Below are 23,514 nucleotides of genomic sequence, written 5' to 3'. Positions count from 1 at the left end.
AGAGAGTTCCCTAACTCTGTTAGAGTGTCAAGCCATGGCGATCAATCCCGAGGTCATCGCGCGGACGGCACTGCGACTGCTCACCGACGTCGGCCTCGACGGGCTCACGATGCGGGTGGTCGCGACGGAACTCGGCGTGCGCGCGCCGACCCTGTACTGGCACGTGAAGAACAAGCAGGAACTACTGGATGCGATGGCCACCGCGATGTACATCGAAGCCACCGGCGGGCTCGAAGCGCCGGGCGCCGGGGTGTCCTGGGAGGACTGGCTGGCCGACGGCGCCCGCCGCCTGCGGCGCACGATGCTGCGCTACCGCGACGGCGCGCGCGTCCTGGCCGGCACGAACACCACGCACCCCGGGCTGTTCCGCACGGTCGAACTCACGCTGCGCACACTGCGGGACGCGGGTTTCTCGGTGGCGGACGCGGCGGAGGGCTACCCCGCGCTGCTGCACTACACGATCGGCTTCACGATCGAGGAACAAGCACGCACGGGCACCGCCTACGGTGAAGACAACCCGTACGAACCGGGCCGCCTGGAGCGATCCATCGACCGCGAACAATTCCCGCTCACCGCGAGCGTCGTCGGCCGCCTCTTCGCTCAGGACACCGACGCCGCCTTCGAAGCCGGACTGCGCGTCATCCTGACCGGCCTGCGCACCACGTACCTGCGCTAGTCGCCCATGAACCACAGGTAGCCGCCGGGCGTGGCCGCGCACGCTTCGAGCATCCCGGCGAGATCGGTCAGCGCGGCTCGGGCCGAGTCGTCCGCGCAGTCCCGCAGCAGCGCGGCAACCTGCGGCAGCGCCGCCTCCGCTTCCTGCTCGTTGAACATCGTGTCGCCGTACGGGTCGACCAGCGCGAGCCTGCCCGTCCGGACGCCGTCCAGCACCCGGGCCAGCGCCTCACCGTGCTCGTAGGACCCGCGCACCAGCGACGAGCCGTCGCGTACGGGACGGCCGGCGTGGAGTTCCAGCTCCACCCCCACCGCTCAGTCCTCGGGCTTCCACGGCAGCGGCACCACCAGGCAGGGCCCGCCGACGAACAGCCCGCCGTCGATGCCCAGCACCTTGCCACCGGCGTACAGGTACGGCGCCTCGATCTGGCTGGGGTGGATGCCGAGCTGGTCGGCGATCACGCTGTGCCCGTGCACGACCCGCTCGCCGCCGAGCTGCTCCAGCAGGTAGTCGGCGATGTCCGGGCCGTGCGGGCCGCGGAAGGCGTAGCGCGTCGTCATGCGGCGCCACACGTCCCACCACTCCACCAGATCGTCGCCGACCAGGATCTCGCGCACGGTGGTGTTGATGTCCTCCGCGTCGTCGCCCCAGTCGAGGTATTCGACGGTGTCCGAGTGCATCAGCAGGTGGCCCGCCGCGTGCGCGATCAGCGGACGGCTGGTCAGCCACTCGACGTGCTCGTCGGTCAGCGCGTCCTGATCGGACAGCTGCCCGCCGTTGATCTCCCAGCTGCGGGCGAAGCTGCGCGGCCCGAAGTCGGACGGCACCTCGGTGTCGCCGAAGCGGTGCATGCCCAGCAGCAGGATCTCGTGGTTGCCCAGCAACGTCCTCGTCGACCCGCCTGCCTCGGCGGCCTGCCGGTGCAGCCGCATCACCAGGTCGATCACGCCGATCCCGTCCGGGCCCCGGTCGACGAAGTCGCCGAGGAACCACAGGTGCGCGTCCCCGCCGGACCAGTCGCCGGACTCGTCGACCAGCCCCGCCCGCCGCAGCGCTGCCACCAGCGGTTCCCGGTGCCCGTGCACGTCGCCGACGACGTAGGTGCGCTGGTGGTCACTCATCCCTCGACGATAGGCGGTTGCCGCAGGTCAGGTGAGCACCGCCCCGTCCCCGAACGGGTCCTGCGTGCGGCCGACCAGGTCCGCGATCGAGTCGAGCACCAGCGTCGGCCGGTACGGGTACCGCTCGGCCGACTCCTTGGTGGAGATGCCGGTGAGCACCAGGATCGTCTGCAACCCGGCCTCGATGCCCGAGTGCACGTCGGTGTCCATCCGGTCGCCGATCATGATCGTGCCCTCGGAGTGCGCGCCGAGGCTCCGCAATGCCGACCGCATCATCAGCGGGTTCGGCTTACCCACGAAGTACGGCTGCCGCCCGGTGGCCCGCTCGATGAGGGCCGCTATCGAACCGGTGGCAGGCAGGCTGCCCTCCAGGCTCGGCCCGGTGGCGTCCGGGTTGGTGGCGATGAACTTCGCACCGGCCTCGATGAGCCGGATGGCGCGGGTGATCGCGGTGAAGCTGTACGTGCGCGTCTCGCCCAGCACCACGTAGTCCGGGTCGCGGTCGGTGAGCACGTACCCGGCCTCGTGCAGCGCCGTGGTCAGCCCGGCCTCGCCGATGACGAACGCCGACCCGCCCGGCCGCTGGCTGTGCAGGAACTTCGCGGTCGCCAGCGCGGAGGTCCAGATGCGCTCCTCCGGCACGTCCAGCCCGGTGCGCAGCAGCCGGGCCCGCAGGTCCCGCGGGGTGTAGATGGAGTTGTTGGTCAGCACCAGGAACGGGGTGTCGTTGGCCCGCAGTTCGGCGAGGAACTCGTCGGCGCCGGGCACCAGGTGCTCCTCGTGCACCAGCACGCCGTCCATGTCGGTCAGATACGTCCAACGGCTCATGCCTGAAGACTAGCCGGGTGAACCGTGACCGCGGTGGCCTTGATCGCGAGCCGCACCGGCGCACCCGGCTCCAGGCGCAGGTCGGCGACCGCGGCCGGGGTGAGGTCGGCGGACAGGCCGGCCGCCCAGCCCTCACCGGCGGCCCGGACCCGGATCACCGGTCCGTGTGGTTCGAGGGCGCCGACGACGGCCCCGATCGTGTTGCGCGGGCTGCCCGGATGCCCGTCCTCCGCCGGGTACACCGACACCGCGCTCGGCTCGAACACCGCGACCGCCGGTTCGCCGGTGACCGCGTCCGGCGACAGGATCCCGGCGACCAGGCCGCCGTCCGCGGTCCGCAGTCCCTCGGCGACCGCGGTGCCCGGCACCAGGTTGAGCCCGGCGATCCGCGCCGTGAACGCCGTTCGGGGCGCGGCCAGCACTTCCCGGGTGGGGCCGCGTTCGACGACCCGGCCCGCGGCCAGCACCACGACGTGGTCGGCCAGCGCCAGCGCGTCCAGCGGATCGTGGGTGACCAGCACCGTCGCGCGGTGCGGATCGGCGGCCAGCACCCGCCGCAGCAGGCCGCGGATGGCCGGGGCGGCGTCCACGTCGAGCGCCGCGAGCGGCTCGTCGAGCAGCAGCAGGTCCGGGTTCCCGGCGAGCGCCCTGGCGACCGCGACGCGCTGCGCCTGACCACCGGAGAGCTGCGTGGGCTTGCGCTCGGCGAACTCGGCGGCGTCCACCTCGGCCAGCCAGCGCCGGGCGATCTCCCGCGACTCGGCGCGCCCCGCCCCCTTGGACCGCGGCGAGAACGCCACGTTGTCCACAACGGACAGGTGCGGGAAGAGCAGCGCGTCCTGCGACAGCAGGCCGACGGCCCGGTCGTGTGCGGGCAGGTCGTGCAACTCCCGCCCGCCGAGGGTGATCACCGCCCGGTCCGGCCGGAACAGCCCGGCGAGGCACCCCAGGATGCTCGACTTGCCGGAGCCGTTCGGGCCCAGGATCGCCAGCACGCTCCCGGCGGGCACGTCGAACTCCGCGGACAACGCGAAGGTGCCGCGAGTCAGCTCGATCTCGGCGTGCAGGCTCACCGGGCGGTCCCCTCCAGCGCGCGCGGCCGGGCGACCGCGATGACCACGACCGCGACGACGATCAGCAGCAGCGCCAGCGCGACCGCACTGTCCACATCGGCCTCGGCCTGCACGTAGACCTCCAGCGGCAGCGTCCTCGTCACGCCTTCGTAACTACCCGCGAACGTGATGGTCGCGCCGAACTCGCCGAGCGCGCGGGCGAAGCTGAGCACCGCCCCCGAGCCGAGCGCGGGCAGCAGCAACGGCAGCGTGACCCGCCGGAACACCGTCCACGGGCGCGCGCCCAGCGTCGAGGCGATCTGCTCGTAGCGGTCGCCGCCGCTGCGCAGCGCGCCCTCCAGGCTCACCACGAGGAACGGCATCGCGACGAAGGTCTGGGCGATGATCACCGCCGCGGTGGTGAACGGGACCTGCACCCCGGCCGTGACGCCCAGCAGGTAGCCGAGGAACCCCTTGCGGCCGAGCAGGTACAGCAGCGCGAGCCCGCCGACGACCGGCGGCAGGACCAGCGGCAACAGCACGACCGCGCGCAGCACCCGGATCCCGCGGACGGTCGACCGGGCGAGCACGACCGCCAGCGGCACGCCGAGCGCGATGCACGCGAGCGTCGACACGGCCGCGGTCTCCAGCGACAACCGCAGCGCGGTGAGGGCGGCGTCGCTGACGATCAGCTCCGGGACGCGCCGGAGATCGGTCCGCACGAGCAGGCCGACCACCGGCAGCACGACGAGCGCGAGGGCGAGCGTCGCGGGCACCCACAGAACCCACGGCACCCGCCGGGTCCTACGGAGCGCCAAAACCGGCCTTCTGCAGCTCGGCCCTGCCCTGCTCGCCCAGCACGAACTCGACCCACTGCTTCGCGAGACCGGCCTGCGGAGCGTCCTTGACGACGGCGATCGGGTAGGAGTTGACCGCCTGCGCCGACTCCGGGAAGTCGACCTGGCCGACCTTGCCCGCGGCGCTCGCGGCGTCGGTGACGTAGACCAGGCCGGCGTCCGCGTCCCCGGTCTGCACCTTGTTCAGGACCTGCTTGACGTCCTGCTCCTCACTGGCCGGCCGCAGCGTGACCCCGGTGCCCCGCTCGACCTTCTCCGCCGCGGAGCCGCACGGCACCTGCGGGGCGCAGACGATGACGGTCAGCCCGCCCCGCGCGAGGTCGGCGAATCCCGTGATGCCCTTCGGGTTGCCCGGCGCGACGGCGATGGTCAGCCGGTTCGTCGCGAACACCGACGGCGCGCCGTCGACCACCCCGGCCTGCACGGCCTTGTCCATGTTGGCCTGGTCGGCCGAGGCGAACACGTCCGCCCGCGCGCCGTTCGACAGCTGCTGCACCAGCGCGGACGAGCCGGCGAAGTTGAACTTGACCTCGGTGCCCGGGTGCGCCGATTCGAAAGACGTCTTCAGCGCGGTGAACGACTCGGTGAGCGAGGCGGCGGCGAACACCGTCAGCGTCTCGCTCCCGCTCCCGCCCGACGACGACCCGCAGCCGCTGATCATCAGCGCGGCCGCGGCCACGAGGGCGCCCAGCTTCCTCAACTCTGTCCTCCCGGAGTCTCGACGACCACAGTGGTCGCCTTCACCACCGCAACGGCCAGCGATCCGGGCTTCAGATCCAGCTCCCGCACCGCCTCGGCGCTCATCAGCGACACCACGCGGAACGGCCCGCACTGCAGCTCGACCTGCGCCATCACCTTGTCCACGACCACGTCGGTGACCAGGCCGACGAACCGGTTGCGGGCGGAGCGCCCGACGCCGGACGGGTCGTTGGGGCGGGCGGCCTGCTCACGCGCGAAGGCGGCGAGCTCCGCGCCGTCGACGACCTTGCGGCCGGCGCCGTCGGTGGTGGCGGTCAGCTGCCCGCCCCGCACCCAGCGCCGGACGGTGTCGTCGCTGACGCCGAGCAGTTCGGCGGCTTCGGACAACCGGAATTGCGGCATGGAGGCGAGATTACTTCCGCAATTGCGGAAAAGCTACGGGTTGTCCCCGAGAACGTCCGCACGCAACAGGTCGAGCAGTTCGTTCTGGTACCGCTCGATCGCGTCGCGTTCGGCCGGGCTGAACTTCTCCAGCACCTTCTCGGTGATCACGAGCGCCGACTCGAACAGCGGCGCGATCTTCTCCTCGTCCAGCGGCAGCACCTCGACCAGGACCTTGCGGCGGTCCCGGACGTCCCGCACGCGGCGCACGAAACCCGCGCGCTCCAAGCGGTCGATCACACCGGTCACGGCGCCGGTGGACAGGCCGGTGAGCTTGGCGATCTCCCCCGCGGTCAGCGGCCCCTCGGCACGCGCGGCCAGGTCGAGGGCCTTGTGGTCGGTGGCGGACAACCCCAGCTTCTCGGCGATCTGGGCGTGCCGGAGGACGGCGAGGGTGCTCGATTCCCGGCCGATCTCGGCGAAGCGGGCGAGCACGTCGCCGGGCACCGGGTACCTTTTTTCCTCCGGCATCCGGCGCGTCCCTTCCCAAGTGGTCTTCGCAGTTGAAACACTCTGCTACCGAGACATTCTAGTGAGGATCCACGGTCCGGTCGGCGGGTTAGGCTGGTGTCAATGAGTGCGGTAGATCTCGGGCTCCCCCGCGTGCCGGGCACACGCGGAACCACGCAGCCCCGCCCTGACAACCCCGCCCTCGTCGACACGTTCGGCCGCGTCGCGACGGATCTGCGCGTGTCGCTGACCGACCGCTGCAACCTCCGCTGCACGTACTGCATGCCGGCCGAGGGCCTGCCATGGCTGCCCGGTGACGACGTGCTCACCGACAGCGAGCTGCTGCGCCTGCTGCGGATAGCGGTCGAGCGTCTCGGCATCACCGACATCCGGCTCACCGGCGGCGAACCGCTGCTGCGGCCAGGGCTCGAGCACCTGGTCGCGGAGATCACCGCGCTGCGCCCGCGGCCCCGGCTTTCCATGACCACCAACGGGATCGGGCTCGCCAAGCGCGCCCGCGCGTTCGCCGAGGCGGGCCTGGACCGGATCAACATCTCGCTCGACACCGTCGATCCCGAGACGTTCGTGCGGATCACCCGGCGCGACCGGCTGAGCCACGTGCTGGACGGCCTCGCCGCCGCCCGCGACGCGGGGCTGGACCCGGTGAAGGTGAACGCGGTGCTGCTGCGCGGGATCAACGAGCACGAGGCGGCGCCGTTGCTGCGGTTCTGCCTCGACCACGGCTACCACCTGCGGTTCATCGAGCAGATGCCGCTGGACGCCCAGCACGGCTGGAACCGCGCCGACATGGTCACCGCGGAGGAGATCTTTTCCTTGCTCAGCAAGGAGTTCACGCTCTCCCCGAGCCCGGAGGCGCGCGGCGGGGCGCCGGCGGAGCGCTGGCTCGTCGACGGCGGCCCCGGCGACGTCGGGATCATCGCGTCGGTCACGCGCCCGTTCTGCGCGGCTTGCGAACGCACCCGCCTGACGGCCGACGGGGCCGTGCGGTCGTGCCTGTTCAGCAACGACGAGACGGATCTGCGTGCACTGCTGCGCGGCGGGGCGGACGACGAGGCGATCGCCCAGGCCTGGCGCACGACCATGTGGGGCAAGCTCGCCGGCCACGAGATCAACGACGCCGGCTTCGCCCAGCCGATCCGGCCGATGAGCGCGATCGGGGGATAGATCTTGACCGTGAGCGTCCTGGTGCGCTATTTCGCGTCCGCGCGCGCGGCCGCGGGCGTGGAAGAAGAGGTACTCCAGCTTCCTGCCGGCGCCTCGGTCGCCGAGGCCGTCGTCGCTCTCCGTGATCTTCATCCGGAGACCCTCCCGCGGATCCTCCAGGCGGCCAGCTTCCTCGTCGACGGGGTGGCCGTCCGCGACCGTTCGCGACCCCTCCCGGAGGGGGCCGAACTGGACGTCCTGCCGCCCTTCGCGGGCGGTTGAACGGGGTTCACGATTGGCCCAACCGTGCCAGAACGACGTGATCCAGACCTCACGATCGGTGAAATATCTCGACTTGGAAACGGCCAGGTAACGGCGCGCTGACCAGGCGAAACGATGAGATCGGCATAGGTTGCGCGATGTTACTGTGATGTAGGACACACCTCGAATAATTTCCGATCACGCTCGCCGTTACGTACCGTCGCTTTTCGGCTGGCCCCGACCGGCCACGGCAACACCGGGATTCCGAGCGCCAAACCCTGTCCGGCGGAATCCCGGACCAAACCCCGAGCGAAAGAAGGTTTTCCGGACAGGGACGGAGAGGGTCGGACCCGAGCGGTTTTCGCGAAGGCCCGATTGGCTCGCCCGGACCCCGCCGGGTGGAGCAGGACCCGTGAGGGTTCGCCTCGCAGCTTCGGCCCGTCGGTGCGAAAGCCGAGTTGATGGAATGTCCTACCGAGGCAAGCACCGCAAGATGTCCCCCGCCGCTCGCAACATCGCTCGCGTCGCTGTCGCGGGCCTCGCGGTCGGCACCCCGCTGGCGATCGCCGCGACCCCCGCGCAGGCCGCCAGCGTCAACTGGGACGCCATCGCGCAGTGCGAGAGCGGTGGCAACTGGAGCACCAACACCGGCAACGGCTACTACGGTGGTCTGCAGTTCTCCGCCAGCACCTGGAAGGCCTACGGCGGCACCGGCAGCGCGGCGAACGCTTCCCGCGAGGAGCAGATCGCTGTCGCCGAGCGCGTCCTGCAGGGCCAGGGCATCGGCGCCTGGCCGGTCTGCGGCAAGAAGGCCGGTTCTTCGGCGAGCTACAAGGGCAAGAACACCCAGGGCTCGACCCAGAAGAAGGCCACCACGCCGAAGAAGTCCACCGCTCCGAAGAGCACGCCGAAGAAGAGCACCCCGGCTCCGGCCGTGAGCGTTCCGACCTCCAACCCGAACGGTGACTACACCGTGGTGGCCGGCGACACGCTGTCCGGGATCGCCAAGAAGTTCAACGTCGAGGGCGGCTACCAGAAGCTCCAGGAGCTGAACTCGCAGTACATCTCGAACCCGAACCTGATCCTGGTCGGGCAGAAGATCGCCACGAAGTGACACTGGGGGTGTCCGGCAGCCCCACCGCAATCCCCCGGGTGGTGGGGCGCCGGCGCCCTGGCGGTTCGGGTTACGCCCGTGCCGCCGGCGTCAGGGCGAGTTGACCCACTCGTCCGTGCCATCGGTGAAGTGCTGGTGCTTCCACACCGGCAACTGGGCCTTCACCTCGTCGACCAGTTCGGCGCAGGTGGCGAAGGCCTCGGCCCGGTGGTCGGCGGACACGGCGCAGGCGAGCGCCACGTCCCCGATCTCCAGTGCCCCGATCCGGTGGCTGACGGCGATCGTCCGCACTCCGCTGCGGCGGCCGGCGACCTGAGCGACCACGCGGGCCAGCACGTCGCCCGCGCTCGGGTGCCCCTCGTAGAACAGGGACTTCACGCCCTTGCCGCCGTCGTGGTCGCGGACGACGCCACCGAAGGTCACCACCGCTCCGGCGGACTGGTCGTCCACGAGGGCCGCGTGCTCCTCGACGGACAACGGTTGATCGGTCACCTCGGCCCGCGCGATGTGCGCGGTCGCCTGGGTGACCGTCTGCGTTTCCGGGGTCTTCGTAGCGGGTGTTTCGGTGGCCGGGCGCGGGTGGTCGCCGCCCGCGAGCTGGTCGACGGCGTGCGTGAGCACCCCGTCGAGCACGCCGAGCCCGTCCTTCACCCCGCCGCGTGACCCGGGCAGGTTCACGACGAGGGTCCGGCCGGCGACACCGGCCACGCCGCGGGACAGCACCGCGGTCGGCACCTTCGGCAGCCCGGCGGACCGGATCGCCTCCGCGAGGCCCGGCAGCTGGTGGTCCAGCAGCGGCGCGGTGACGTCCGGGGTGCGGTCGGTGGGCGAGATCCCGGTGCCGCCGGTCGTGATGACCACGTGCACGTCGTCGTCGAGCGCCTCGCGCAGTGCCTGGGCGACCGGGTCGCCGTCGGGCACCACCCGTGGTTCCGGCACGTCGAACCCGCGCTCGGCCAGCCAGGCGGCGATCACCGGGCCGGTGTGGTCGGCATAGACACCCGCCGAGGCCCGGTTCGACGCGACGATCACCCGCGCGGTGCGCTTGTCGTTGCTCATGGCCGCTCCCACACGCCGGACTTGCCGCCGAGCTTGCGCTCCAAACGGACCCCGTCCAAGGTGGCTGCGGGGTCGACGGCCTTGATCATGTCGTGCACGGTGAGCCCCGCGACGGCGACGGCGGTCAGCGCCTCCATCTCGACCCCGGTGCGATCGGTGGTCTTGACGGTCGCCGTGATGCGCACTTCGGCGGGCCCGAGGTCGAACTCGACCTTGACGCCGGACAGGGCGATCTGGTGGCAGAGCGGGATCAGGTCCGGCACCTTCTTGGCACCCATGATCCCGGCGATGCGCGCGGTCGCGAGGGCGTCGCCCTTGGGCAGCCCGTCCCGCGACAGCAGATCGACCACCTCGGCCGTGGTGTGCACGACCCCCGTGGCGACGGCCGTCCGAGCGGTGGCCTGCTTGCCGGAGACGTCGACCATCCGGGCAGCGCCCTTCTCGTCGACGTGGCTCAGTTCACTCACGAAGACAAGGCTAATCGCCGAGCACCGCCCACCCGGTGAAGGGGCACACGAGCCACCGCGGCCCGCCTCCACTCCGCAGGACCGACCGGGCGTCCCACCTTCAGCAGCGCCCCCCGATCCGCGTCGGCGCCCGACCGGGCCAGGGGCCGACCCCAGGCCGCCCGCCGTCACCGGGCCAGACCGGACAGACCCGCCGCAGGCCACGCCCCCCCCCGATCCCGCGGTGCGCCACCCGCACGGACAGGCCTTCTACCGGCTCGCCAGCCGCGCCGCACCACCCGATGCGCCCGCACCGCCACCCAGCGCCGCACCCCACTCGACGTGGCCGAAATCCACCCGCCGCGCCACCGGCCTGCGCCGCACCACCCGATCCGCCCGCACCGCCACCCAGCGCCGCACCACCCGACGTGGCCGCAAATGCACCCGCCGCGCTACCTCGCCCGCGCCGCACCAATACGCCCGCACCGCCACCCCACTCGGCGAAGCCGAGCTGGCGCATCTCGGCCACGCCATCTCGACTCGCCGCCACCCGGCCACACCATCTCGGCCTGCCGCCACCCGGCCACACCATCTCGGCCCGCCGCCACCCGGCCACACCATCTCGGCCCGCCGCCACCCGGCCTGGCCGGGTGGCGGCGGGGCCGTGCCGGGCGGCGGCGGAGCAAGACCACGCCAGGCAGCGGCAGGGCCAGGCCAGGCAGCCGGCCCACCGGCCTGCCACACAACCCGGCCTGCCCGCCGACAGAGCCGTCAGGCCGGCTGCGTCCCGACCCGCCCGGACGGCCCCGCCAGGCCGGCTGCATCCCGACCCGCCCCGGCGGCCCCGCCAGGCCGGCCACACAACCCGCCCCGCCCCGGCGGCCCCGCCAGGCCGGGCTGCATCCCGGCCCGCCCGGCGGCCGTCAGGCCGGCTGCGTGGGCTGGTTGATGCGGATCGCGTTGCCGAAGGGGTCCCGCAGGCCGCAGTCGATGCCGTACGGGCGTTCCATCGGCTCCTGCGTGAACTCCACGCCCTTCGCCAGCAGTTCCTCGTACGTTTTGCGGCAGTCGTCCGTCGTCAGGCCGATCCAGCCGCCCGTCGCGCCCTTCGCGAGCAGCTCGCGCACCTGCTCGGCGGTCCCCTCGTCCATAGCGGGCGGGCCGGGCTTCTCCAGGAGGATCTCGCGCCCGGGCTCGCCGGGCACGCACACCGTCAGCCACCGCATGAAGCCGAGGTCCTGGTCGACCTTCACCTCGAGCCCGAGCTTCCCCACGTAGAAGTCGAGCGCCTCGTCCTGGTCGGTCACGAAGATCTGGGAGAGAGTGATCGCGTTGAACATGACCGCAACGCTAATCAGCGGGCCCGCGCCTGGCTTCTCCGAAACTGCTCGGCCGCGTCCAAGCCATCGCGAAACACGTGGGCGCCGCCACCGCCCCGGCGCCGGCGGCCCGGTACTCCGACGGCGACTGCCCCACGATGTCGCGGAACGTCCGGCTGAACGTGCCCAGGCTCGTGAACCCCACGGCGAGGCAGATGTCGGTGATGCTGCGATCGCTCTCCCGCAGCATGAACATCGACCGCTCGACCCGCCGCCGCTGCAGGTACCGGTGCGGCGTCTCCCCGAAGGTGGCCCGGAAGGTGCGGATGAAGTGCGCCTCCGAGACGTGCACCATCCGGGCCAGGGCCGCGACGTCGAGGGGCTGCGCGTAAGCGCGGTCCATCGCGTCGCGGGCCCGCAGCATCCGCCGGTTCGACTCCTCGACGGCGCGGCTCATCAGCTCGTGGCGCCGGACTTCCGGGCCGCCGCCTTGACCGCCTCCGCGACGGCCGGGGCCACCGCCGAGTCGAACACGCTCGGCACGATGTAGGAGGCGTTGAGCCGGTCGTCCACCACGTCGGCGATCGCGTTCGCGGCCGCGAGCAGCATCTCGTCGGTGATCTCGTGCGCCTGCGCGTCCAGCAGACCGCGGAACACGCCGGGGAACGCGAGCACGTTGTTGATCTGGTTCGGGTAGTCGCTGCGCCCGGTGGCCACGACCGCCGCGTGCTTCTGCGCCTCGAGCGGGTCGATCTCCGGGTCCGGGTTGGCCAGCGCGAACACCACCGCGTTCGGCGCCATCGTCGCGACCTGCTCGGCCCCGAACAGGTTCGGCGCGGACACACCGATGAACACGTCGGCGCCGACGAGCGCGTCGTGCAACGTGCCGGACACGTTGTCCTTGTTCGTGTTCTCCGCGAGCCACCGCAGGTTCTCGTCCAAATCGGACCGGCCGAGGTGGACGATGCCGTTGATGTCGGCGGCGATGATGTCGCCCGGCTTCTTGTGCATGAGCAGCCGCATGATCGCCGAGCCGGCCGCGCCCGCGCCGCTCACCACGATCTTGCAGTCCTCGATCTCCTTGCCGACCACCCGCAGCGCGTTGCGCAGGGCGGCGACCACGACGATCGCGGTGCCGTGCTGGTCGTCGTGGAACACCGGGATGTCGAGCTGCTCACGCAGCCGCTTCTCGATCTCGAAGCAGCGCGGCGCGGCGATGTCCTCGAGGTTGATGCCCGCGTACACCGGCGCGAGCGCCTTGACGATCTTGATGATCTCCTCGGTGTCCTGGGTGTCCAGGCACACCGGCCACGCGTCGACGTCGGCGAACTTCTTGAACAGCGCCGCCTTGCCCTCCATCACCGGCAGGGCCGCGGCCGGGCCGATGTTGCCGAGCCCGAGGACGGCCGAACCGTCGGTGACGACCGCGACCGTGTTGCGCTTGATCGTCAGGCGGCGCGCGTCGGCCGGGTTGGCCGCGATCGCCTGGCACACCCGCGCCACCCCCGGCGTGTACGCGCGGGAGAGGTCGTCACGGTTGCGGAGCTGGACCTTCGGCGACACCGACAGCTTGCCGCCGAGGTGCATGAGGAAGGTGCGGTCGGAGACCTTGCGCACGCGCACGCCGGGCAGCGCGTCGAGGGCCTCGGTGACGACCTCGACGTGGTCGGCGTTGGAGACGTTCGCCGTGATGTCCACGACGATCGCGTCGGAGTGGGACTCGACCACGTCGAACGCGGTCAGCACGCCGCCGACCCGGCCCACCGCCGAGGTGAGGTCGCCCGCGGCGCTCGCCGACGGCGGCGCCTCGACACGAACGGTGATCGAATACCCGGGGCCGGGAACCGGCACGGCAGTAACCCCCTGCTGTCTACTTGTTGATCTCGGTCTCGGGGTGCACGTACGGCACGGTCTCGAGGGGGAACGTCACGTTCCCGAACGGCGACAGCGCGCCCTGGCGGTCCGCCGAGAGCTCGGTGACCGGGTGCTCGCCGTCCGGCAGATGCGGCCAGGTGGGGTCGATACGACCGCTCTTCTTGTCCTTGTCGCCCTTCGCCACTTCATCCTCCAGTACTCGGCACCTACGGTCCCCAGTTTGCCTCACAGCCGCCCGAACACGATGGTCAGGGCGGGTATCCTCGATGTGATGCCCGCGACCTCCCTTGCGGACTGGCTGCGGTCCGCGTCCGACGACGAGCTGGGCGCGCTCCTGCAGGCCAGGCGCGACCTGGCGACCCCGCCACCGTCCGACAGCACAGTGCTGGCCACCCGCGCCGGCACGGCCGGATCGGTCGCCAGAGCGATGGAGGACCTGGACACGTTCACCCTCTCCGTGCTCGATGCGCTGCTGGTCGCCGACGCGGACACCGAAGCCGTCCCGCTGGCCGCGATCACCGAGCTGGTCGGCGCAGACGTCCGGCCGGCCGTCGACCGGCTGCGGTCACGGGTGCTGGCCTGGGGCGACGACGACGCGGTCCGCGTCGTCCCCGCCGCGCGCGAGCTGGCCGGGCCGTTCCCGGCCGGGCTCGGCGCGTCCGCACCCGGGCTGGACGTCGAGTCCGCGCTCGCCGAGGTCGGTGACGACGAACGCGGGCTGCTCGGCGCCCTCGCCGCCGGCCCGCCCATCGGGCGTACCCGGGACGCGGCGGCCGAACCGTCGCTGGCCGCGGAGGCGAAGCCGGTGCAGAAGCTGCTCGCCCGCGGGCTGCTGCTGCGGCGCGACGACGAGACGGTCGAACTGCCCCGCGAGGTGGCGATCGCCCTGCGCGGCGGCCGGATCTGCTCGCCGAAGGCGCTGCGCGAGCCGGAGCTGCCGACGATGCCGCACCAGCAGTCCACAGTGGACGAGGCGGCCGCCGGTGAGGCGATGGAGTTCCTGCGGCAGACCGAATCGCTGCTGACGCAGTGGTCGGAGCAGCCGCCGCCGGTGCTGAAGTCCGGCGGTCTCGGGGTGCGGGAGCTGCGGAAGCTGGCGCGCGAACTGGACACCGACGACACCCGCGCCACGCTGCTCGCCGAGCTGGCGGCGGCGGCCGGGCTGGTCGCGGACAGCCAGAGCACCAGCCCGGAGTGGGTGCCGACGACACTGGCGGACTCGTGGCTGGCGTCCGAGCCGGCGCAGCGGTGGGTCATCCTCGCCGAGGCGTGGCTGGACCTGCCGCGGCTGCCTGCGCTGGCCGGTCAGCGCGACGCCAAGGACAAGCCGATCGTGCCGCTGTCCGACGAGTTGCGGCGGCCGCTGGCGCCGTCGGTGCGGCGGCGGGTGCTGGGCACGCTGGCCGAGCTGCCGCGTGGCGCGGGTGTGCACGGCGCGGACGACCTGGTCGAGCTGCTCGCGTGGCGGGCGCCGCGGCGTGGCGGGCGGCTGCGGGACGAGACGGTGCGGTGGACGTTCGCCGAGGCGTCCGCGCTGGGCGTGATCGCGCTCGGAGCGCTGACGACGGCGGGCGGCGCGCTGCTGGCCGGTGATCGCGCGGGCGCGCTGAACGCGGTGTACGACGCGATGCCGAAGCCGATCGGGTACGTGCTGGTGCAGGCCGATCTGACGGTGGTCGCGCCGGGGCCGCTGGAGATGGACCTGGCGACGGAGATCGCCGCGGTGGCCGATGTGGAGTCCGCCGGGCACGCGACGGTCTACCGGATCACGGAGGCGTCGGTGCGGCGGGCGCTGGACACCGGTCGGACCGCCGACGAGCTGCACGAGCTGTTCCGGAAGCGGTCGGCCACCGAGGTGCCGCAGTCGCTGACGTACTTGATCGACGACGTGGCGCGGCGGCACGGCAGGCTGCGCGGCGGGGCGGCCGGGTCGTTCCTGCGGTGTGACGACGAGGTGCTGCTCGCGGAGGTGATGGGCAACTCCGTGTCGGGCGAGTACGAGCTGCGCCGGATCGCGCCGACGGTGCTGGTCAGCCCGTACCCGCTGGCCGAGGTGCTGGACGGGCTGCGGGCGGCTGGTTTCGCGCCGGCGGCCGAGGGACCGGACGGGCGGGTGGTGGACCTGCGCCCGTCCGGTAGGAGGATCCCGGCGCGCCCCCGCACGGCGCGGCGGGTGGTGCCCGAGCCGACCGGGTTGACCGGCGAGCAGGCCGCGTCGGTGGTCGCGCACATCCGGGCGGGCGACCGAGCCGCGGCGAGCCGCAAGGGCGCGGCGGTGCGCCTCCCGGGCGGCGGCGGAGGCTCCGACACCTCGGCGACGATGGCCCTGCTGGCGCGGGCGCACCGCGAGCAGCGGGAGGTCTGGATCGGCTTCGTGGACGCCCACGGAACGGCCAGCCAGCGGATCGTGACGCCGACCCACGTGGGCGGCGGGGTGCTGATCGGCCGCGATGATGAGCGGTACCCCCTGCACCGCATCACTTCGGCCGCGCTGGTGGACGACTGATCCTGTTGGGGTTTGGGGTTCGGCTGGGCCGGGGGCCGGTTTTGGCTGGGTTGAGCGGGTTGGCCTGGGTTGCACGGGTTGGCTGGCTTGAGTGAGTTGGCTGGCTTGAGTGAGTTCGCTGGGTCGAGTGGCTGGCTGGTTTGAGTCGGCGTTTTGGCTGAGGTGCGTGGGTTGGCTGGCTTGAGTGAGTTGGCTGGGTCGAGTGGTTGGCTGGGTTGAGTCGGCGTTTTGGCTGGCTTGAGTGGCTTGGCCGGCGGCCGTTGGGCGGTTTGCGGTCGTACGGGCACGAGGTGTCCAGTCGCCGCTTGACGAGGTGCCCAGTCGTTGCTCTGTCAGCTGCACGCCCGCAGCTCCACGAGGTGCCCAGCCGCGGCTTCACGAAGTGCCCGATCGTCGCTCCGCGAGGCGCCCAAATCGTGGCTCCACGAACTGTCCAGTCATAGCTCCACGAGGTGCTCAGTGGTGCCTCCACTACGTGCCCCGCCACAGCTCCACGAACTGCCCAATCGTCGCTCCACGAACTGCCCAGCCGCACCTCCGCGAACTGCCCAGTCGTAGGTCCACGAAGTGCGCAGCCGCGGCTCTACGAGGTGCACAATCGTGGCTCCACGAACTGGCCAGCCGTGGCTCCACGAAGTGCCCAGCCGCAGCTCCGCGAAGTGCCCAGTCATCGGTTCGCGAGGGGGCCACTCGCAGCAGCGGCGCGAACTGACCAACGGTCGCCGCACCGACTGCCCAGCCGCGGGGGTTATGAAATGCCCACTCGCGGCATCACGATCTGCCCAACGGCGGGCCTCCCGTTCTGCCCAACGGCGGGCCTCCCGTTCTGCCCCTGCAGCGCGCACGAAGGGCATCTCGTACCGGTACGAGATGCCCAATCATGATCATGCGACAGGACCAGTCGTGCCCACACGAGTAGCCGCCTCACCCGGTGGAGCCGACACCGCTCGGGGCTCGATATCCCCAACCATGGTTGCGCGACAGGCCCAGTCGTGCCCACACGAGTAGTCGCCTCACGCGGCGGAGCGGACCACGCTCGGGCTTAGAGGCGTCGCAGGCCCTGGAGCACCCGGTCCATGAACTCGCGCGAGGAGCGGTCCCCAAAGGACAGTCCGGACTGGTGGATCAGCACCATCCCGGCCGCGTCCAGGTCGCTGACCAGCACCTTCACCACGTTGAGCGGCAAGTCGAGGTACGCGGCGATCTCCGCGATCGAGCGGGCCTCCGAACACAGCGCGCAGATCCGCCGGTGCTGAACCCCCGTCACGGCCTGCGGCACGCGCCCCCTGTCGGTGGTCGAGACCAGCGCCTCGAGGGCCAGCTCGTAGTCCGGCCTGGTGCGGCCTCCGGTGCGGGCGTACGGGCGCATCATCATCCGCGTCCGGACCGACGGCTCGGAGCCCCTCGTCTGCGCGGGCGGCACCCCTACCGCGCGGGCGCTCGCAGCAGTCCGAACGCCGACAGCGGCGCCCGCGCCGCTCGTCCAGCCCGGCTCCAGTCCAGTTCGTGCGGCGGCGTCCAAATCGGCGCCGGAGGGCCAGCCGCCACCGGTCTCGGGACCAGGCTGCCAACCGCCGCCCGCCTCCCGACCAGCCTGCCAACCGGCACCGGCCTCGGAACCGGAGGGCCAGCCGCCAGCCTCGGGACCAGGCTGCCAACCGCCGCCAGCCTCCGGACCGGCCTGCCAGCCGGCACCAGCACCAGCACCAGCCTGCCAGCCGCCGCCGGCCTCCAGACCCGCGTCCCGCGCGCCACCGGCAGCAAGGCCCGCATCGGAACCGGCGTGCCGGCCACCAGCGTCGAGCCCCCCGCGCCGGCCAGCGTCAAGACCCGCGTGCCGACCACCAGCCTCAGGACCCTCGTGCCGGCCAGCCTCAGGACCCCGGTGCCGACCGGCCTCAAAACCCGCGCCCCGGCCAGCCTCGACACCCCCATGCCTGCCGGCGCCCGCCCCGCTTCGCGTAGCGGCTCCAGCCAAGCCAGAACCGGCCCGGTAATCAGCATCGGCTGCGGTCGGCCAGCCGGCAGACGTCCGGGAAGCGGCTCGCCCGACGCCGGGCGTCTGCCGCACCGGCGTGCGCACCGGCAGCACCACCGGCTTCTTCGTCAGCACGAACCGCGCCGGTGAGTCGATTCCCTCGCGGTCGGTGCCCTGGTGCAGCCGGTCCCACGCATCCACCGCGGGGCGGCCCGCCCCCTTCGAAAGTCCCCGCATCAGCGCACGCCACCCTGGAGCTGGTTGCGCAGCTCCGGCGTCATCTGCATCCCGACGCGGTCGACCAGCAACGTCATCTCGTACGCCACGGTCCCGATGTCGGAATTGGGCGCGGCCAGCACGGCCAGGCTCGACCCGTCGCTGATCCCCATCAGGAACAGGTACCCGCGCTCCATCTCGACCACGGTCTGGTTCACGTAACCAGCTTCGAAGCACCGCGCGGCACCGGAGGTCAGGCTCACCAGCCCGGAGGCGACCGCGGCCAGCTGGTCGGCCCGGTCCTTCGGCAAGCCCTGCGACCCGGCCAGCAACAGACCGTCGGCGGAGACGACCACGGCGTGCGCCGCGCCCGGGACCCGTCGCACGAAGTCGGTGATCAGCCAGCCGAAGCCGAAGCCGCTCGACTGCTGTGCCGATGCCGTCATGTGCCTCCTCACCGGTCGAGCCTGTTCTGCGATTATTCCGACAGGGTATTGCCGAACCAGGCCCTGGTGGCCTGCCGCCCGGGGTGATCTCACATCGATTCACCCTTCCGGCGGCACGGTTACCCGATCACCCCGGTTGTAACGCGCGGTCCCGGTTGATCGCGTGCTCCACGACCGTGATCAGCACCTGCTTGGCCGACTCCTTCTCCCGCGCGTCGCAGGCGATGATCGGCACCGACTCGGAGATCGTCAGCGCGTGGCGGACGTCCTCGATCTGGTGGTGCAGCAGCCGGTCGAAGCAGTTGATCGCCACGATGTAGGGCAGCTTCCGGTTCTCGAAGAAGTCGATCGAGGGGAATGCGTCCGCCAGCCGCCGGGTGTCGACCAGCACGACCGCGCCGATCGCGCCGACCGCGAGGTCGTCCCACATGAACCAGAACCGGTGCTGCCCCGGGGTACCGAAGACGTACAGCACGAGGTCGTCGCCGAGCGAGAGGCGGCCGAAGTCCATCGCGACCGTCGTCGTCGCCTTGTTGGGCGTGGCGGTCGTGTCGTCCACCGACACGCTGGCCTCGGTCATCACCGCCTCGGTGGTCAGCGGATCGATCTCCGAGACCGCGCCGACCAGGGTCGTCTTGCCCGCACCGAAGCCGCCGGCGACCACGATCTTGGCCGACTGCGTCGGTCCCGTCGCGGCCGACGTGTTCGCGTCGGAGTCAAATTCTCCGAAGCCCACTGAGCACCCTCTCCATGAACTCGATACTGGGACGATCGCCGACGACCGACGTCGTGGAATGGACCAGGACCAGGCCGAGATCGACAGCGTCGCCGATCAGCACCCGCGCGACCCCCAGCGGCATGCGCAGGTACGCCGCCACCTCGGCCACGGAGCGCGTGTCCAGGCACAGTCCGCAGATGGACCGGTGCTCGGGCACCCGCACCCGGTCGAGCATCCGTCCCCGCTCGCTGGTCGAGACGAGTGCTTCGATCGCCAGATCGTAGCTGGGACGTGTCCGCCCGCGCGTGCGGAAGTACGGCCGGACCAGACCGGAGGTCTCCTCCGCCGCCACCGGCGCGGGCACCGGCGGGAAGCTCGGGTGGCTCTCCGCGGCCGGGTTGGGCCGCAGTTCGCCCGCCGGGGCCAGCGGCCCGCCCGAGTCACCGAACAGGTCCGCCGCCGGCCCGGACAGCAACCGGTCGCCGCTGAACTCCGGGTATTCGGTCGCCCCGTAGCCCGGTGGCTCGGGGTCGCTCAGGGTACTGGACCGCTTTTCGCCCGCGGCGGCCCGGCGCAGGCGCCAGGCGCGGTCGACCTTGGCCCGGAACGTGCTCCAGTCCTCGGTCCGCGCCGCCTGCGCCTCGTCCGGCCAGGCGGTTTCGGCGTCGTCGTCCAGCCGTCCCGAGCCCACGCCCGTCGGCTGCCCACCGTCCACTGCAGTCCCTCTCGTGCCCGGCGCGCTCAACCGCGCGCGGCTCCCTGGAGCTGTGCCCGCATCTCGGGCGTCATCTGCTGACCGACCCGATCCACCAGAAGCGTCATTTCGTACACCACGAGGCCGATGTCGCTGTCGGGGGACCCCAGAACCGCGAGGCAGGACCCGTCCGACACCGACATGAGGAAAAGGAAGCCGTTGGCCATCTCGACCACCGTCTGAGCCACGGGCCCGCCCTCGAACACCTTCGACGCGCCCCGTGCCAGGCTGGTCAGCCCCGACGCCACCGCGGCCAGCTGGTCCGCGCGGTCCTTCGGCAGCCCCCGGGACGCGGCGAGCAGCAGCCCGTCCGCCGACACCACGACGGCGTGCGCCGCACCGGGCACCCGGTGCACGAAGTCCGTGATCAGCCACGCGAAGCCGTTCCGCGGCGCCTGCGGCGTGGAGCCTCCCGGCTGCAGCGATCCCGCCCGTGTCACTCCTCACTCCTCACTGCCTCGTCCGGCGGGGTGGTTCCCCCGCCACTCACCGGATCTCCCTGGTCATAGGGGCCCGGCGTGTTCTCCTGCAGCGCGTGCCGGCCACTCACGTAGCCGCGCTGGAAGCTCGCCATGCGTTCCCGCGCCGCCTCGGCGGAGCGGGCGAGCGCGCCCTGCCCCGGCCTGCCGACGGTCGTGTCGGTGAAGGCGTCGGTCTCGCCCGCCGGGATCGAACCGGGGACGAGGTGCGCGTTCGGCACCCGCTTCGGCAGCCCGGCCGGAGTGATCTCCTCCTCCCGCGACTCGAGCAGGGATTGCGCCGCGCGCCAGCCCTCATCGGACACACTGTGCCAAAGATCGGCCCTTTTGTCGTCGGCCTCGGGGGCTTCCTCGGCCGCCGCGGGGAGTTCCTCCTCGAGGTCGCCGCTCACCGAGGCGGGATCCTCCCCCTCCGCACTGAACCACCTCGACACAACCGACTGGTAGATCGGCAGCCGCTTGGTCGGCACGTCGTCGTCGAAGATGCTCTCGTTCGACGGCGGTTCCTCGGCAGGCTGCTCGGTGACCGGCACGTACTGCGGCTCGCGCTTCGGCAGCGCCAGCGAACCGAAGTGGTTCGGCTGCTCCTCGGGCTGCGGCGGGGTGGAGCCGTTCGGCGGCGGCTCCTCGGCGCGCGGCTTGCCCCGGCTCAGGTAGGCCGCGTCGGTCGAGCCGGCGACCAGGTCGTCGAGGCTGATCGGCTGGTCGAGGGGCCGCAGCACCCCGGTCTCGGCCTCCTGGGCCTGGGCCGGCTCGCGGCGCGACAGGTTCGACGGCGTGCGCTGGGCCGGGACCGGCGGCAGGTTCGGCGAGGATGTCTCCGCCGGCCGCGGCATCGGCTCCCGCGCGACGGGGCCGAGCAGGTCCGGCGGCACGACGATGCGGGCGATCACGCCGCCGTCGATGTCCTCGTTCTCCCGCAGGCGCACCTCGATGCCCTGCCGCTGGGCCAGTCGCGCGACCACGTACAGGCCCATCCGCCTGGTCACCGACACGTCCAGGTCCGGCGGGTCGGCGAGGCGCCGGTTGGCCTCGGCGATCTGCTCGGGCGACATGCCGACACCGCGGTCGGTGATCTGGATGGCGAGCGCCTTCTTGCGCGTGACCACGGCCCGCACGCTGACCTTCGTCTCCGGCTCGGAGAAGTAGGTGGCGTTGTCCAGCAGCTCGGCGAGCAGGTGCACGAGGTCGTGCACGGACGGGCCGCGCACCGCGACCTCGGGGATCGCGCCCACGTCGACCCGCGCGTACTGCTCGATCTCGGACACCGCCGCGCCGATCACGTCCGCGGCGGAGACCGGTTTGGGCATCGACTTGCTCAGGCCCGCGCCGGAGAGCACCAGCAGGCTCTCGCCGTTGCGGCGCAGCCGGGTCGCCAGGTGGTCCAGCTCGAACAGGCTCGCGAGGTGGTCGGGGTCCTGCTCGTCGGCCTCCAGCAGGTCGATCACCGCGAGCTGGCGCTCCACCAGGCGCTGCGACCGGCGGGAGAGGTTGACGAAGATGCCGTTGACGTTGTCCCGGAGCAGGGCCTGCTCGGCGGCGAGGCGGACGGCCTGGCCGTGCACCACGTCGAAGGACCTGGCGACCTGCCCGATCTCCTCGGTGGTGTGGACCGGCACCGGCTCGATCGCCTTCGCCGCGGCCGCGGCGGGGTCGGCCTCGCGCATGATCCGCTCCACCGCGTCGGGCAGGTGCACCTCGGCGACCTGCAGCGCGGTCGAGCGCAGTGTGCGCAGCGGCCGGATCAGCGAACGCGCCACGACGTACATCAGCGTGAGCACCAGCAGGAGCCCGGCGAGGATGATCGCGACCGTGATCAGCAGGTTCTGCTGCTGCGCGCTGATCAGCCCGTCGGTGTAGGTCTTGGCGTCGTCGAGCAGCCGGTTCTGGACCTGGCTGATCAGGTCGAGCGTCTGCGACGAGGACTGCGCGACCGCGCCCGGGTCGATGGCCAGCGCGAGCGGCGGGTTCGCCTGTGCGCGCAGCAACGCCAGCTGCTGCAGGGTGAACCGCTGCGAGACCTGCGGGCCGGACAGGGTGGTCGAGTAGTCCAGCTGGGCCTGCGGGGTGGCCACGGCGTTGAACCGGTCGATCGCGGCGACCAGGTTCGACTGCGCGGTGGTGAGGTTCTTCAGCTCGGCCGGGTCGAACCTGCCGCGGATCGCCGCGCTGCGCAGGTAGGAGTTCTGCTGCGCGGAGAACTCCTTGGCGTCGGCGAGGAAGCCGAGCGCCTCGTGCCGGTCCTGCAGGCCCTGGTCGGTGATGTCGGCGTCGAACTCGTCGGCGATCAGCTGCAGCGCATCGATGACCCCGGTGTAGCCGGCCTGCGCGGCGAGGCTCGGGAAATCGGTGGCGCCAGCCGAGGAGCGCAGCTGGCTCAGGCCGTCGAGCCGGGCGAGGCCCTGCTGGTAGCGCGCGGACGTGGCGTCGTCGCTGATCGCGGCGACCTCGCTGACCGCGCCGCGCACGGTGTCGGCCGCGTTCTCCGCGGTACTGATGGCGTCGTCGAGCTCGGTCCGGTCGGCCGGACGCCCGGAGGCGATCCAGGCCGACATCGCGTCCCGCTCACGCTGCAGCGCGTCGACCTCGGCGGCGACCTTCTGGCTGAGTTCGATGCGTTGTTCGGCGTGCTGGTAGACGGTCATCGTGTCGAAGCTGTCGTACACGCGCAGGCCGGCCAGGGACAGCGCGGCGGCGGTCGGCACGGCGACCACCGCGGCGATCTTGGCGTTGACGCGCCAGTTCGCGAGACCGCGGACCCGACGGCTGCCGTCACCACCGGTCGATGCTCCGATCGCGTTGTCCTGCGCACCGATGTCGTTACTCTGTGCGACAGGCGACTCCGCCGGGGACACTGCCTTGCGACCGCGCTCCCCGCTCGTGGGCTGGGGCACCGAGGACTTCCTTCCCGGTTCGAGCTGTCCAGTTTCCGCGTTTCCGCACTCGGGTTCCACGCCATGAGAACCAGGACGTGAATGGTTAACACGGGGCCACCCGATTGGGGGTAGAGGCTATCGGCTGCCGGGATGAAAGGGAAGCCGGGCAGATGGCTCTC

The 23,514-nt window shown here is 71.8% G+C and carries 25 protein-coding genes; 5 read left to right on the top strand and 20 right to left on the bottom strand.

Features of this window, described 5'->3' with window-relative positions; translation table 11 throughout:
- Positions 1–34: 34 nt before the first annotated feature.
- Positions 35–676: a TetR/AcrR family transcriptional regulator C-terminal domain-containing protein gene (locus tag ACCP09_RS26460; protein ID WP_433751217.1), complete on the top strand. Its 642-nt coding sequence runs from the start codon at positions 35–37 to the stop codon at positions 674–676.
- On the opposite strand, the gene ACCP09_RS26455 is transcribed toward ACCP09_RS26460, so the two are convergent.
- The 8 genes from ACCP09_RS26455 to ACCP09_RS26420 are packed head-to-tail and all read right to left on the bottom strand — an operon-like array spanning position 673 to position 6,145.
- Positions 673–987 carry a hypothetical protein gene (locus ACCP09_RS26455; RefSeq protein WP_027933830.1) on the bottom strand — a complete coding sequence of 105 codons (315 nt, stop codon included), beginning with the start codon at positions 985–987 and terminating at the stop codon, positions 673–675. The genes ACCP09_RS26460 and ACCP09_RS26455 overlap by 4 nt on opposite strands.
- A 3-nt stretch (positions 988–990) precedes the next feature.
- Positions 991–1,797, bottom strand: coding sequence for a metallophosphoesterase family protein (locus tag ACCP09_RS26450; protein ID WP_027933829.1), 807 nt, complete (start codon positions 1,795–1,797; stop codon positions 991–993).
- 27 nt (positions 1,798–1,824) lie between these two features.
- On the bottom strand, positions 1,825–2,625 hold the full coding sequence (locus ACCP09_RS26445; RefSeq protein ID WP_026153557.1) for an HAD-IIA family hydrolase: 801 nt from the start codon (positions 2,623–2,625) through the stop codon (positions 1,825–1,827).
- On the bottom strand, positions 2,622–3,698 hold the full coding sequence (locus ACCP09_RS26440; RefSeq protein ID WP_027933828.1) for a sulfate/molybdate ABC transporter ATP-binding protein: 1,077 nt from the start codon (positions 3,696–3,698) through the stop codon (positions 2,622–2,624). Before ACCP09_RS26440 ends, ACCP09_RS26445 begins: the two co-directional genes overlap by 4 nt.
- Entirely contained in the window at positions 3,695–4,471 is a 777-nt protein-coding gene (locus ACCP09_RS26435; protein WP_027933827.1) for an ABC transporter permease, read from the bottom strand. The genes ACCP09_RS26440 and ACCP09_RS26435 overlap by 4 nt, the downstream gene beginning before the upstream one ends.
- 10 nt (positions 4,472–4,481) lie before the next feature.
- Positions 4,482–5,234 carry a molybdate ABC transporter substrate-binding protein gene (modA, locus tag ACCP09_RS26430; protein WP_433751210.1) on the bottom strand — a complete coding sequence of 251 codons (753 nt, stop codon included), beginning with the start codon at positions 5,232–5,234 and terminating at the stop codon, positions 4,482–4,484.
- Complete coding sequence (locus ACCP09_RS26425) at positions 5,231–5,635, bottom strand: TOBE domain-containing protein (RefSeq protein WP_027933825.1); 405 nt, start codon at positions 5,633–5,635, stop codon at positions 5,231–5,233. The genes modA and ACCP09_RS26425 overlap by 4 nt, the downstream gene beginning before the upstream one ends.
- Positions 5,636–5,668: 33 nt before the next feature.
- The gene (locus ACCP09_RS26420) at positions 5,669–6,145 is read right to left on the bottom strand and encodes a MarR family transcriptional regulator (RefSeq protein ID WP_037322875.1); all 477 of its coding nucleotides are present in this window, start codon (positions 6,143–6,145) and stop codon (positions 5,669–5,671) included.
- A gap of 102 nt (positions 6,146–6,247) precedes the next feature.
- Between ACCP09_RS26420 and moaA the strand changes: the two genes are divergently transcribed.
- The 3 genes from moaA to ACCP09_RS26405 all read left to right on the top strand — a co-directional run bounded on the left by moaA (position 6,248) and on the right by ACCP09_RS26405 (position 8,663).
- Positions 6,248–7,309 carry a GTP 3',8-cyclase MoaA gene (gene moaA, locus ACCP09_RS26415; RefSeq protein ID WP_037322873.1) on the top strand — a complete coding sequence of 354 codons (1,062 nt, stop codon included), beginning with the start codon at positions 6,248–6,250 and terminating at the stop codon, positions 7,307–7,309.
- A gap of 9 nt (positions 7,310–7,318) precedes the next feature.
- Complete coding sequence (locus tag ACCP09_RS26410; protein WP_017985261.1) at positions 7,319–7,570, top strand: MoaD/ThiS family protein; 252 nt, start codon at positions 7,319–7,321, stop codon at positions 7,568–7,570.
- A gap of 445 nt (positions 7,571–8,015) precedes the next feature.
- Positions 8,016–8,663 carry a transglycosylase family protein gene (locus ACCP09_RS26405; RefSeq protein WP_020416931.1) on the top strand — a complete coding sequence of 216 codons (648 nt, stop codon included), beginning with the start codon at positions 8,016–8,018 and terminating at the stop codon, positions 8,661–8,663.
- Positions 8,664–8,753: 90 nt separating this feature from the next.
- Here the strand turns inward: ACCP09_RS26405 and ACCP09_RS26400 are convergent, their stop codons facing one another.
- The 6 genes from ACCP09_RS26400 to ACCP09_RS26375 all read right to left on the bottom strand — a co-directional run bounded on the left by ACCP09_RS26400 (position 8,754) and on the right by ACCP09_RS26375 (position 13,546).
- Complete coding sequence (locus ACCP09_RS26400) at positions 8,754–9,722, bottom strand: molybdenum cofactor biosynthesis protein MoaE (RefSeq protein ID WP_433751203.1); 969 nt, start codon at positions 9,720–9,722, stop codon at positions 8,754–8,756.
- Positions 9,719–10,189: a cyclic pyranopterin monophosphate synthase MoaC gene (gene moaC, locus ACCP09_RS26395; RefSeq protein ID WP_026153558.1), complete on the bottom strand. Its 471-nt coding sequence runs from the start codon at positions 10,187–10,189 to the stop codon at positions 9,719–9,721. Before moaC ends, ACCP09_RS26400 begins: the two co-directional genes overlap by 4 nt.
- A 902-nt stretch (positions 10,190–11,091) precedes the next feature.
- Positions 11,092–11,508 (bottom strand): VOC family protein, encoded by a 417-nt coding sequence (locus ACCP09_RS26390; protein WP_123684727.1) that lies wholly within the window; start codon positions 11,506–11,508, stop codon positions 11,092–11,094.
- A 10-nt stretch (positions 11,509–11,518) separates the two neighbouring features.
- Positions 11,519–11,944 carry a helix-turn-helix domain-containing protein gene (locus tag ACCP09_RS26385; RefSeq protein ID WP_433751198.1) on the bottom strand — a complete coding sequence of 142 codons (426 nt, stop codon included), beginning with the start codon at positions 11,942–11,944 and terminating at the stop codon, positions 11,519–11,521.
- Positions 11,944–13,338 (bottom strand): NAD-dependent malic enzyme, encoded by a 1,395-nt coding sequence (locus tag ACCP09_RS26380; RefSeq protein ID WP_027933819.1) that lies wholly within the window; start codon positions 13,336–13,338, stop codon positions 11,944–11,946. The genes ACCP09_RS26385 and ACCP09_RS26380 overlap by 1 nt, the downstream gene beginning before the upstream one ends.
- A 19-nt stretch (positions 13,339–13,357) precedes the next feature.
- Positions 13,358–13,546: a hypothetical protein gene (locus ACCP09_RS26375; RefSeq protein WP_017985268.1), complete on the bottom strand. Its 189-nt coding sequence runs from the start codon at positions 13,544–13,546 to the stop codon at positions 13,358–13,360.
- 87 nt (positions 13,547–13,633) lie between these two features.
- On the opposite strand from ACCP09_RS26375, the gene ACCP09_RS26370 reads away from it, so the two are divergent.
- Positions 13,634–15,868: a helicase-associated domain-containing protein gene (locus ACCP09_RS26370; RefSeq protein ID WP_433751194.1), complete on the top strand. Its 2,235-nt coding sequence runs from the start codon at positions 13,634–13,636 to the stop codon at positions 15,866–15,868.
- Between the two features lie 1,042 nt (positions 15,869–16,910).
- Here ACCP09_RS26370 and ACCP09_RS26365 read toward each other — a convergent pair.
- From ACCP09_RS26365 to ACCP09_RS26340, 6 genes are all read right to left on the bottom strand, one after another.
- Entirely contained in the window at positions 16,911–17,243 is a 333-nt protein-coding gene (locus ACCP09_RS26365; RefSeq protein WP_017985270.1) for a DUF742 domain-containing protein, read from the bottom strand.
- 839 nt (positions 17,244–18,082) lie between these two features.
- The gene (locus ACCP09_RS26360) at positions 18,083–18,508 is read right to left on the bottom strand and encodes a roadblock/LC7 domain-containing protein (RefSeq protein ID WP_027933816.1); all 426 of its coding nucleotides are present in this window, start codon (positions 18,506–18,508) and stop codon (positions 18,083–18,085) included.
- 127 nt (positions 18,509–18,635) lie between these two features.
- Positions 18,636–19,244 carry a GTP-binding protein gene (locus ACCP09_RS26355; RefSeq protein ID WP_017985272.1) on the bottom strand — a complete coding sequence of 203 codons (609 nt, stop codon included), beginning with the start codon at positions 19,242–19,244 and terminating at the stop codon, positions 18,636–18,638.
- Entirely contained in the window at positions 19,225–19,941 is a 717-nt protein-coding gene (locus ACCP09_RS26350; RefSeq protein WP_027933815.1) for a DUF742 domain-containing protein, read from the bottom strand. Before ACCP09_RS26350 ends, ACCP09_RS26355 begins: the two co-directional genes overlap by 20 nt.
- A 26-nt stretch (positions 19,942–19,967) precedes the next feature.
- A complete protein-coding gene (locus tag ACCP09_RS26345) occupies positions 19,968–20,420 on the bottom strand; it encodes a roadblock/LC7 domain-containing protein (RefSeq protein WP_017985274.1) in 453 nt (150 codons plus the stop codon).
- Complete coding sequence (locus ACCP09_RS26340; RefSeq protein WP_433751233.1) at positions 20,417–23,314, bottom strand: nitrate- and nitrite sensing domain-containing protein; 2,898 nt, start codon at positions 23,312–23,314, stop codon at positions 20,417–20,419. Before ACCP09_RS26340 ends, ACCP09_RS26345 begins: the two co-directional genes overlap by 4 nt.
- Positions 23,315–23,514 lie beyond the last annotated feature (200 nt).

This window comes from Amycolatopsis sp. 3B14 (assembly GCF_050958625.1).
GTDB classification, from domain to species: Bacteria; Actinomycetota; Actinomycetes; order Mycobacteriales; family Pseudonocardiaceae; genus Amycolatopsis_E; species Amycolatopsis_E thermoflava.
Note: the sequence above shows the minus strand (reverse complement) of the source record. Positions and strands in the feature narration are given on the sequence as shown.